Origin of the sequence: Pseudomonas sp. NPDC086581 (genome assembly GCF_044746165.1) — a bacterium.
In the GTDB taxonomy this organism is placed as follows: Bacteria; Pseudomonadota; Gammaproteobacteria; order Pseudomonadales; family Pseudomonadaceae; genus Pseudomonas.
In genome coordinates this window covers 1-10,492 of record NZ_JBIVBR010000027.1, presented here as the reverse complement: position 1 = coordinate 10,492, position 10,492 = coordinate 1, and the positions used below count along the sequence as shown (strand labels likewise).

Annotated in this window: 13 protein-coding genes; 8 read left to right on the top strand and 5 right to left on the bottom strand. The window is 55.6% G+C overall.

What is annotated here, in order from left to right:
• Window positions 1-191 (top strand): hypothetical protein (locus tag ACIPK7_RS29600; protein ID WP_401091906.1); only part of this gene is annotated, 191 nt, incomplete at its 5' end.
• 51 nt (window positions 192-242) lie between these two features.
• Here ACIPK7_RS29600 and gloA read toward each other — a convergent pair.
• Window positions 243-629, bottom strand: coding sequence for a lactoylglutathione lyase (gene gloA, locus ACIPK7_RS29595; protein ID WP_192436264.1), 387 nt, complete (start codon window positions 627-629; stop codon window positions 243-245).
• A 131-nt stretch (window positions 630-760) separates the two neighbouring features.
• Here gloA and ACIPK7_RS29590 point away from each other — a divergent pair, with 131 nt between their 5' ends.
• From ACIPK7_RS29590 to ACIPK7_RS29560, 7 genes are all read left to right on the top strand, one after another.
• Window positions 761-886 (top strand): hypothetical protein, encoded by a 126-nt coding sequence (locus ACIPK7_RS29590; RefSeq protein ID WP_401091904.1) that lies wholly within the window; start codon window positions 761-763, stop codon window positions 884-886.
• Window positions 887-971: 85 nt separating this feature from the next.
• Window positions 972-1,328, top strand: coding sequence for an IS3 family transposase (locus ACIPK7_RS29585; protein ID WP_401091902.1), 357 nt, complete (start codon window positions 972-974; stop codon window positions 1,326-1,328).
• Between the two features lie 15 nt (window positions 1,329-1,343).
• Window positions 1,344-1,715, top strand: coding sequence for an IS3 family transposase (locus ACIPK7_RS29580; protein WP_401091900.1), 372 nt, complete (start codon window positions 1,344-1,346; stop codon window positions 1,713-1,715).
• A gap of 105 nt (window positions 1,716-1,820) precedes the next feature.
• Window positions 1,821-3,182 carry an MFS transporter gene (locus ACIPK7_RS29575; RefSeq protein ID WP_192436267.1) on the top strand — a complete coding sequence of 454 codons (1,362 nt, stop codon included), beginning with the start codon at window positions 1,821-1,823 and terminating at the stop codon, window positions 3,180-3,182.
• 983 nt (window positions 3,183-4,165) lie between these two features.
• Entirely contained in the window at window positions 4,166-4,291 is a 126-nt protein-coding gene (locus ACIPK7_RS29570) for a hypothetical protein (RefSeq protein ID WP_263866469.1), read from the top strand.
• 85 nt (window positions 4,292-4,376) lie between these two features.
• Window positions 4,377-4,733, top strand: a complete 357-nt coding sequence (locus ACIPK7_RS29565; protein WP_401091898.1) for an IS3 family transposase — start codon at window positions 4,377-4,379, stop codon at window positions 4,731-4,733.
• Window positions 4,734-4,748: 15 nt separating this feature from the next.
• Window positions 4,749-5,171 (top strand): integrase core domain-containing protein, encoded by a 423-nt coding sequence (locus ACIPK7_RS29560; protein ID WP_401091897.1) that lies wholly within the window; start codon window positions 4,749-4,751, stop codon window positions 5,169-5,171.
• 33 nt (window positions 5,172-5,204) lie between these two features.
• Here the strand turns inward: ACIPK7_RS29560 and ACIPK7_RS29555 are convergent, their stop codons facing one another.
• The 4 genes from ACIPK7_RS29555 to ACIPK7_RS29540 all read right to left on the bottom strand — a co-directional run bounded on the left by ACIPK7_RS29555 (window position 5,205) and on the right by ACIPK7_RS29540 (window position 10,131).
• Window positions 5,205-6,185: a fimbrial protein gene (locus ACIPK7_RS29555; protein WP_401091895.1), complete on the bottom strand. Its 981-nt coding sequence runs from the start codon at window positions 6,183-6,185 to the stop codon at window positions 5,205-5,207.
• Complete coding sequence (locus tag ACIPK7_RS29550; RefSeq protein WP_401091893.1) at window positions 6,182-8,698, bottom strand: fimbria/pilus outer membrane usher protein; 2,517 nt, start codon at window positions 8,696-8,698, stop codon at window positions 6,182-6,184. The genes ACIPK7_RS29555 and ACIPK7_RS29550 overlap by 4 nt, the downstream gene beginning before the upstream one ends.
• 83 nt (window positions 8,699-8,781) lie before the next feature.
• On the bottom strand, window positions 8,782-9,501 hold the full coding sequence (locus ACIPK7_RS29545) for a molecular chaperone (RefSeq protein ID WP_401091891.1): 720 nt from the start codon (window positions 9,499-9,501) through the stop codon (window positions 8,782-8,784).
• Window positions 9,502-9,549: 48 nt separating this feature from the next.
• The gene (locus ACIPK7_RS29540) at window positions 9,550-10,131 is read right to left on the bottom strand and encodes a fimbrial protein (protein WP_192436271.1); all 582 of its coding nucleotides are present in this window, start codon (window positions 10,129-10,131) and stop codon (window positions 9,550-9,552) included.
• Between the last annotated feature and the right edge of the window lie 361 nt (window positions 10,132-10,492).

Here is a 10,492-nt window from a genome sequence, read left to right as displayed (position 1 = left end):
TTATAACCCCAAACGCCGGCACAGCAGCGCTATGCAGCTATCGCCAGTGGAGTTTGAGAAACGCTATTTCCAGAGCTTGGAAAGTGTCTAGGAAAACCGGGGCGATTCAGAGCTGCGTGAACTTTTTAATCAGTACAGAGACCTTTATGAAGCTGCGTTGGTTAGGGAAGTTTCACTTTTGTCAGAATTGACAAAGTGCAAAGCAGACCTCGCGAAGGCGAGGTCTGCTGGGGTAAAGCGGGTCAAGTAGATTTTTGAATGAGCTCGATTTTATAACCGTCAGGATCCGCAACAAATGCGATAACTGTTGTGCCGTGCTTCATTGGGCCTGCTTCTCTCGTAACGACGCCGCCATTATTTCGGATGTCATCACAAGCTTTAGCAGCGTCTTGAACTTCAAGGGCGATATGGCCATAGCCAGTGCCAATTTCGTAGCTATCGACGCCCCAGTTATGGGTCAGTTCGATGACACTGCTGTCTTCTTCATTACCATAGCCAACAAAAGCGAGCGTGAACTTACCTTCGGGATAATCCGACTTGCGCAGTAGGGTCATTCCTAAGATTCTGGTATAGAAGTCCAAGGACTTATCCAGGTCACCTACGCGTAACATAGTATGAAGCAGTCGCATTATGTTTCTCCTCATTTAGCTTTTCACATCATACATGAGCTTAGCTAGGATAGGCTGACACGATATCTGGTCTGTCCCGGGCTGAGTGGACACTGACTTAAGGTGGATAATGTCCACCGCAAGGAGTGTTCATGACCCAGACCAGACGACGTTTTCCCGAATCCTTCAAACGCGAGGCGGTAGACCAGGTACTTGCCGGCACGCCGCTTCGTCATGTAGCCGAGACGCTCGCCATCTTCTCGCAGCCCACGAAGTGAAGTTCCGCGCCATCGAGGCGTTGGCTGATCGCTATCCCGCAGCGGCTTCTATGCCTGGCAGCAGCAGCCACTTTCGGCGAGAGACGTGGCGAGTCGGCGTCTGAGCAAGGAGATCCGCACCATTCACCACGAGGTGAATGGGATCTATGGCTATCGCCGAATCAAGGCCGAGTTGGCGGCCATGGGGCATGCGTGTGGTCGACACCGGGTTGCTCGACTGATGCGCGAAGCCGGTCTGCGCGTTCGCTCGCGCAAGTGCTGGCGGCTGGTTTCCAGCAGTCGTCATGCTCTGTCGATTGTCCCGAACCACCTGGATCGCCAGTTCGCCTCGGATCGCGCCAATCGGCACTGGGTCTCGGACATGACCTACGTGCGGAGGTCCCAAGGTTGGCTGTATTTGGCCGTCGTGCTCGATCTCTATTCACTAGCCGTCGTCGGTTGAGCGAGGCGCCACCGCATGCAGCATGCCTTGGTACAGGCCGCGCTGGAGATGGCCATTGCACGCCGACAGCCGAAAGAAGAAGCGCTGCAGCACTCGGATCGAGGCAGCCAATACTGCGCGTACGACTACCAGGGCTTGCTTCGGCGACATCGAATCGTGCCCAGCCATTCACGTCCCAGGAACTGCTGGGACAACGCCGCGATGGAGAGCTTCTTCCGTTCGCTGAAGGCTGAGCGGGTGTGCCTGACGCGCTGTGCCAGCTACCACGAGGCGAAAACCGACCTGTTCGACTACATCCGCTTTTACAATCACCGACGCCGCCACTTGACGCTGGGCTATCTCAGCCCGATGAAGTTTGAGCGGCGCTATGCGAGAAATAACTCTTAACTACCTGTCCACCAGATCCGGGACAGACCATCGGACCGGATTTTTGCCTGCTGCTCTTGCCATTCGGAGTTTGAACTACCGTGTGAGTAAGGTGGAGGAATCTCGATGTGTAAGAACAACAGTCCTTATCCCTCGCGACTTCGTGCCTGGGTTACGGTCGCTATCCTTCTGACAGCCTTCGTGCTGTCTTTTATCGATCGGCAGATCATCAACCTGCTGGTCGATCCTATACGAAGAGACCTGGCCATCTCCGATACCCAGCTGAGCTTGTTGATGGGAATGGCTTTTGCGTTGTTCTATACCGCCTGCGGCATCCCGTTAGGCCGAGTTGCTGACACTCGCAGCCGCAGAGGGCTGATTGCGGTGGGCATTCTGTTCTGGAGCGCGGCCACTGCCTTGTGCGGGGTGGCGAAGCTCTACTGGCATTTCCTCATCGGACGGATTGGCGTCGCTGTCGGGGAGGCTGCCCTGACGCCGGCAGCCTATTCGATGATTGCCGACAGCTTCCCTCCTGAGCGTCGCTCTACGGCCATTAGTGTCTACTCCATGGGGATCTACCTGGGCTCTGGGGTAGCTTTCCTGCTCGGTGGCATTGTTATCAAGTTCGCCTCCGCGCAGGGCAACGTTGAGCTTCTGGTCGTGGGGGAGTTGAGGCCATGGCAGATGATCTTCCTGATCCTTGGCGCCATCGGTGTTGCCTTCAGCCTTCTGCTATTGGCCATTCGAGAGCCCGTTCGCCAGGGGCTTGGAGCGGGGCAGGTGATTCCTGTAGCCGATGTCGCTCGGTATCTCGCACAAAACCGCCGTACCATCCTGTGCCACAACCTTGGTTTCGCCGGCCTGGCTTTTGCGGGTTATGGGGGAAGTGCATGGATTCCCAGCTTCTTCATGCGCACCTACGGTTGGGACGCATCTCAGGTCGGTATCACCTATGGCAGTCTCGTCGCCGTCTTTGGTTGCCTGGGCGTGCTTTGTGGTGGTCGGCTGGCCGACATAATGACCCGCCATGGCTACACGGATGCGAACATGCGTGTAGGCTTCTACGCCGCTATTGGTGCCCTGCCGACCGTGATTATCTACCCGCTTATGGACAATGGCTGGTTCGCGGCAATGATCCTGATTCCGTCGATTTTCTGCCTGAGTATGCCATTTGGGGTAGCAGTAGCAGCTCTTCAGGAGATTGTGCCGAACTCGATGCGAGGGCAGACCACAGCGATCTACAGCCTTGTGATTAGCCTGCTCGGCTTGGGGATGGCTCCGACGGCAGTTGCGCTGGTATCCGACTACGGCTTTGGTAACGGTGGCTCCTTGCGCTACTCACTGATGATCGTGACTTCCATAGTGCTTGTGTTCTCCAGCGTTATGCTTGGAAAAGGCCTGCGTCATTTCAGAGAGAGTGTGACGCGGCTTCAAACTTGGGAGCGGAATTCGTCCTCTCCACCTGGCAACAAGCTAGCGGAATCCTGAGGCGAAACATCAGTACCACCCGGCTGGCGCGGCTGCTTTGGTCAACTGCTGGAAGACTCGAATCGACAGAAGTCTCCAAGAAATCGCCATGCAAGAGCATAGATGGGGATTTTGGCGGCAGCATTGATCGTGTTTGTGGGCCTGCTGGCGAGTGGGAAAGTCTTGGCCTATCAAATTTAGATGCGGTAGCGCAAGCGTGGGTTCCGACAGGCACTAGCTGAAGCCAAGAAAAAGCGGGGCCAGCCCCAGTAGATTTATTGAGGAAACTGCACCAGGTGCACGCCAACAAGTGCACATCAAGCCCAGCCATCGAACTGGGAAATTTCGTCTTGGACGGCGTGGGCAATATAGTCGCCTTGAGCTAGATTTCATCGATATTAACTATTGAGGGGTTCTTAATGTTTGTAGTTAATTTGTTGTTGAGTAAATATAGTTATCCTGTTTTTTGCAAAAAAATAAGATTTTCTGAATGTTATTCGAAATCGTGCGTAGTGATTGAGGTCGCTACTCAATGTGCCATCGAGTCAATCCTTGAGTTTGCCGTAGTGACGGAGAACGATCAGAGACTTTAAGACTCCTGCTGCGAAGTCTAATTGGTTGCTGGTTAAGACAGCTTCTTAGCCAAGTGCCCAGACAAGACGGGAACTTGGGGCTGGCATTAAAAATGTTGATGTCTTTATAGGATTATTCCTATCGATAGGTTCCAAGTGATCGTCCAGTATGTTGTTGTCTCTGAGCAACGCAGTGCTTGGAGCGCTTGTACATGATTGCTCTGCCTCTCTTTGTAGGATTTTCACAGCCCCCAAGCCGCTCGGGGGCTTTTTTTTGGGCGCTATTAAATGGCGAAGATTTCCAATTGGTGAATTCCGGGATTATTCTTAATGATTAAATTCCACTTGTGCAGAATGATAGGTCAGCTTGGTCTGTCCCGGGCTGAGTGGACACTGACTTAAGGTGGATAATGTCCATCGCAAGGAGTGTTCATGATCCAGACCATAAGACGTTTTCCCGAATCCTTTAAATGCGAGGCGGTAGACCAGGTACTTGCCTGCACGCCGCTTCGTCATGTAGCCGAGACGCTCGCCATCTTCTCGCAGCCCACGAAGTGAAGTTCCGCGCCATCGAGGCGTTGGCTGATCGCTATCCCGCAGCGGCTTCTATGCCTGGCAGCAGCGGCTACTTTCGGCGAGAGACGTGGCGAGTCGGCGTCTGAGCAAGGAGATCCGCACCATTCACCACGAGGTGAATGGGATCTATGGCTATCGCCGAATCAAGACCGAGTTGGCGGCCATGGGGCATGCGTGTGGTCGACACCGGGTTGCTCGACTGATGCGCGAAGCCGGTCTACGCGTTCGCTCGCGCAAGCGCTGGCGGCTGGTTTCCAGCAGTCGTCATGCTCTGCCGATTGCCCCGAACCACCTGGATCGCCAGTTCGCCTCGGAGCGCGCCAATCGGCACTGGGCCTCGGACATGACCTACGTGCGGACGGCCCAAGGTTGGCTGTATATGGCTGTCGTGCTCGATCTCTATTCATGCGCAGTCGTCGGTTGAGCGATGCACCACCGCATGCAGCATGCCTTGGTACAGGCCGCGCTGGAGATTGCCATTGCACGCCGACAGCCGAAAGAAGAAGTGCTGCTGCACTCGGATCGAGGCAGCCAATACTGCGCGTACGACTACCAGGGCTTGCTTCGGCGACATCGAATCGTGCCCAGCCATTCACGTCCCGGGAACTGCTGGGACAACGCCGCGATGGAGAGCTTCTTCCGTTCGCTGAAGGCTGAGCGGGTGTGCCTGACGCGCTATGCCAGCTACCACGAGGCGAAAACCGACCTGTTCGACTACATCCGCTTTTACAATCGCCGACGCCGCCACTCGACGCTGGGCTATCTCAGCCCGATGAAGTTTGAGCGGCGCTATGCGAGAAATAACTCTAACTACCTGTCCACCAGATCCGGGTCAGACCAGTCTTCTTCAGACTTTCCTTAACTGGAATAAGGTTTGCGTGACCTGAGCGCCGCTTTAATTATATTCCAGTATGTAATTTAGGATCGCATCCGCTCGTCCTGGAACTATTTCGGCACTGCCTGATTTTACATATTGCGCCACAATCGGAAGCCGATAGATTTCCCCGGAAGCTTCACTGCGCGTCCAGGCCATGCTCAACGCGGATCCTTTAATGAACGGTAATTTGACTTTTCTGTCATTGGTCAAGGAAATCTCAACCCCTTCGGCTCCACCAGGCTGGAGGTTCAAGCGCCCAGCTCCGGGTGAGTTTCCTTCAAAATAGATTTTTACGGGCAACTTGGTACCTGCAGGCAATCCTTCGCAAAGAACATCGAGGTTGAATTCCTTGGGAGTGAATTTTGCGAGGTCCCTCAGGAGGACTTGCCCCATATTGATGTTTAGATTTTCTACACCTGAACAGCCCGAAAAGTAGTTCGGTGAGCTGACCTTTGTAGAGCCGATGAATAAACCTTCCATTACGGAAGCTCCCATGACGCGAAGCTCCAGCTTATGGTCGTAGTGCAACGTACCTGTTTCCACTTCGCGGGCGGTTCTAATGAATTCGATAATATAGTAATTCGTTTGCCAAACATTCGAGTTATTAGCATTGGCTACAGCCTTACTGTACGGCAAGATCGTCGTCGAATTGCGGGAGAAACGGACCCCGACGCCTTTGAGGTTGGTTTTGTATACATTGCTGAATCCGTCGGCCAGCCCCCCGTTTGCGCCAGTTGTTACATACTCTCCATACTCCAGCGTTGGGTATGTACTAACAGGTTGGCATCCATAAGCTTGGGCTGGAGCTGAGCCGGAGTATTGCTTAGCCATTACGCCACCGATATTGACCTTTGCGAGTGCAATGCTGGCGGGCACAGATCGTTCCACGACTCTGAATTCCGTTCCGCCGTTATCAGACCAGCGACAGCCCTCTGCCGCCCATAAAGATTGCATTGCTAAAAGGCTGATGATCGTAAGCGCTAGAGAGGAGGTTTTCATAGTATTTCTCCCGAACAGGTAGCCTTGACTTCTTCATATTTCAGTTTTGAGTTGCGTTCGGGCAGCTTGTAGGGGACCGCGCAACTGCCCTTGGCCCAACGCACTTTCAAAGTACCTTTCTCTGGGATGCCGAAGACCAAAGCGCGGGATAAGTTGTCTACGACCGCCAGCAGCTTGTTGTCTTGGTCGAGCACCTGGGTGGCAAAGGGCAGGGGCGACCCATCGGCCTGCGCAAGTACGAACTGGATGCGGCGGCCGGAGGCGGCATCGAAGCTGGCCTTGACTATGGCGCCGCGGCGCGGCACCAGTTGTTTCGATGTCTCTCCGACATCCACATCGCTGCCCAGAGTCTTTGTATCCAGATTCAACCAGTTGTAGCGATAGGGCTGGACATAGCCGGCCACCATGTAACCTGCGTGGTCTGTACGCACGTGTGAGTTTTCCAGGCCAACATCTTTGACGCCGGGAACCTCGATGAGCGCAAAAGTCTCACCGACCGGTTGGCTCAGGGTGATGCCATCGCTGTGTGCGATCACCGAGCCTGAGGCAGTCAGATCATAGTGGTTGGCTGTACCGCTGCGAGACATGTTGCCGGCCAGTTTCGCCGAGGGGGCATCCCAAGCCATGCCGGCGCCAGCACTGTGTTCGCTGCCGAACTGCCCGGTATGCGCGGAATAGGAGAGGTTGTTGCTGTCGTTCAGGTAGCCCGAGACGCCAGCCTGCAAACTGTCCTGTCCTTTGCCTGCTGTGGTGGCATTACTGTAGAGGCGCTGGGCGCGTGCGCGCGAGCCAAACGGGATGCTGACCGAGACCGTCAACTGATTGTCCGAGCCGCCGGCTTGTCCGACATTCTGGGTATGTGACGCCGAAACGTTGTAACTCAGATCCTTGTAGTTGCTGCTGAATCCCAGCTGCAGACGCCGAGTGCCGCCGGTACGGTCCCAGTAGTTGGTTTCGCCCGCGCTCAGATACACCGAGCCGCGGGAGCCGATGGCCTGGTTTACCGTGAGGTCCAGCCGATGCTTGGGGCGACCTGAGTAGTAGTACTCGTCGTTGCGATCGCGTTCCTGTTCGTCGATATGCTCATTCAGCGTCCGATAACCGGAAGTCGAATAGCGATAGCCCGCCATGGTGAAGGTGGTATCGGTCTGGTTCAGGGTCTTCGAATATAGGAAGCGCACGCTCTGACCAGCCGTGGATTTGCCGCGAGTGGGGCGCGAACGGCTGGTGGTCACGTCCATGGACATGCCGCCCAGGGAGGAGTTGACGCCAACGCCGGCATTCAAGGCAGAGTAGTCTTCGGCATGCAGCAGACCGCCGTAGCTGGTCAGGTTATGGCCGAGGCCATACACAGCCGTACCCTGTAGGACGGTGGGCTTGCTCGAACGTTCGCCGTCGTACTGGCCCAGCGACAGGTGATACTGCAGGCTACCGCGCCGGGCCATGATGGGCAGGTAGGAATACGCCTGGGTGAATTTCCTTTCGCGACCGTCTTCCTCGACGATGGTGATTTCCAGGTCGCCGTTGGATCCGCTGGGATAAATATCGCGAATCTCGAAGGCGCCAGGCGACACTGAGGTGGAGTAGATCACGTACCCGTTCTGGCGGATCTCCACCCGTGCGTTGGATTCAGCAATACCACGGACAGTGGGCGCATAACCGGCCTCGTCGTCCGGCAGCATGCCGGTGTCCGAGCTCAACTGCAGGCCCTTGATTCGGCTGCTGTCGAAGATGTCCCCATCGGTATACAGCTGGCCCAGGGCGAAGCGTGATTTCAGGCTGGTAATATCGCGCTCAACGAAGGTCCGGTTACTGGTGAAGGTGCGCGGCATACCGGTGCCCTGCCTGATCGAGGAGTCGTTGCGCAGGCGCCACGGGCCGATGTTCAAGCCATTGCGCAAACCGAGATAGCCGTAATCGCTGCTGGAGTCTGCATCGCTGTTGCGATCGAGGTTCACTTGGTAGTCGCTGAAAAGCGCAGTAATGCCTTCATCCCAAAGGGAGGGGTCCACGTAGCCACGGGAGTTGCGTTTGATGTAGGCCTGCGGGACGCTAATCTGAAGTGCCAGTTGGGCGACGTCCATCTCGACGGCTGCATCTTCAATACGCAGCAAGTGCACTGGCTCGTCGTCAGTAGCATCAGTCGCTACGATGCCTTCCTGCTGCAGCCGCTCCACATCGACTCCCATGCTCCGCAGCAGCCCCAGGGGCAGTACGGGACGCGCTTCACCCATCTCGGCTTCTGGATCGTTCTGAAAGGTTACTTCCGCACGACGATCCAGGCGCTGGTTGAGATACAAGTCCACATCGTAAGTGCCAGGGAGTACTGCGTTGGCATTCTCGAAGTAGCGTAGATCAACACCCTCGCCCTTATCCTTGAGGAAGGACGCGTTGAACTGTGCAGCTATCACCGGGGCGCCATTTAGCAGACTCAGTGCGGCCAGGCAATAAACGCCAGCTCCCGACGCTAGCCGGAATAAAGCGTTTGGCTTACATGAGGTACGTGCGAGCAAGATGACACCTCCCGGGCGAAACGTGGCCTGGGAACTAAATCCCGTGGACTGTTTGAATAGGTTGTTTGGGCGGCTTTTGAAAATTAGAACTGCACGGTGGTGGAGTGCTTGGTAATCGCGCCGTAATCGTTGATGGCTTCCCAGTGCACTTTGATATCGCCCTGGTAGTTGTCTGGAAGTTTTTCGATGGTCATCTTGTTGGTTCCCTTGGGGGGAAGCATTTCCGACTTGACTTCGTATTCCTTCATATTGGCTATGACCCTCACCGAGTTCAGCGATACATGGAACGCGGAAGTATTCGCGGCGAGCAAACGGGTTCTACCGCTTTCGTGCAGGACATGCCATTTAACGGACTTGGCCGCTTCTTCGGCGCTTCCCGGCAGGTTGGCGGGGCGATAGAAGACCTTCAGGCGCTGGCGAAAAGCGATCTGCAGCCCGTTTTCATTGGTCGAGGCCTGGGGGATTTCCTGAATGTTCAGCCACAGGACTGTCTCCTGATTCTCCGGCAGGCCTTTGCCCTGGTAGAAGATGCGCAGCAGTTGCTGCTTCTTGGCTCCCAGGCGGGCGAGAGAGGGCGTGAGGGCGAATGGGACATCGCTGCTGACCTGTCCGGCGGCAGGTTCCAGCCACGACTGGATCATGATATCGGTGGTGTTCTGGTTGCGTACCTGGATAGAAGCTTCGCGGTCCGTGGAGGGGTAGACGATACGTGTGCCGCCTACCTGGATATTGGCTAGGCACACCGAGGAAACAGCCGATAGGGCCAGCACTTGGGCTAAACGCAGAAGATTAATGGCTTTCATAAGTAACCTCGTAGTGATGCGGGGGCGTTGCGCCCCCGCTGGTAGCGCTTACTTGTAGGACAGGGTGAAGGGCAGGGTGCCGTTGGCGGTACCTGGCTCGACGACATCACCGTTTGCAACGTAGCCGGCACGCATGTTCAGCGCGGCGGTGTAGTTGTCGCCGTTTTGAACGAGAGCGGCGACGAAGGGCTGGGTAGCCTGCAAATTGAGCAGCTGATTGTTGGTGTCGTAGATGCCGATACCAACGCCGACTGCGGTGCCTTCGGTACGCAGCAGCTTGCCGTTTCGGGCATCGATGCCCGAGCCGGCGATCGGGTCGAACTTCAGCTCGACGCTATTCAGACCGGCGGCGGTGTTGCCGCAATCGATGAGCAGGTTGATTGCGGTGCCGCCAGCAATGCCGGCACCGGCTGCGCCGCCGAGGGAGTCCATGCTGACCTTGCCCAGATTCACGTCGACGACCTGATTGCCTGCAGCGCCGCTGACGTTGGCACCGGCACCGCCGGAGATCTCGCAGGACGCAGCGATGATTTCACCGGTGAAGTTGATGGTGCCGTCGGCGGCGTGAACTTGGGTGCTCATTGCTGCCAGGATGGCGGAGGTAAGGAACAGGGATTTGAAAGTATTCATTCTGAGGATTAGTCCTTGATAATTAGGTTCTTGGTGAGGGTTAATAGTTTTCCTTTGGAGCCCGTCCATAGTGGCAGTAAAGGATTAACGCTAGACATAGGAGTTCTCTGAGTTGAATCAGAATTATCTTTCTAGAGGTTGTTGACGGAGGTCAGTTTTATCCTGACTTGATAAGAATCTCATGCCCCGGCTGCGAGGTGCGCCGAAATTATCACTATTGGCGAGAGGGGATAGGTTTATGTGATCGGGTGTTTAATTGGTCTGTCTGAATCGCCCCGGCTTTCCTAGACACTTTCCAAGCTCTGGAAATAGCGTTTCTCAAACTCCACTGGCGATAGCTGCATAGCGCTGCTGTGCCGGC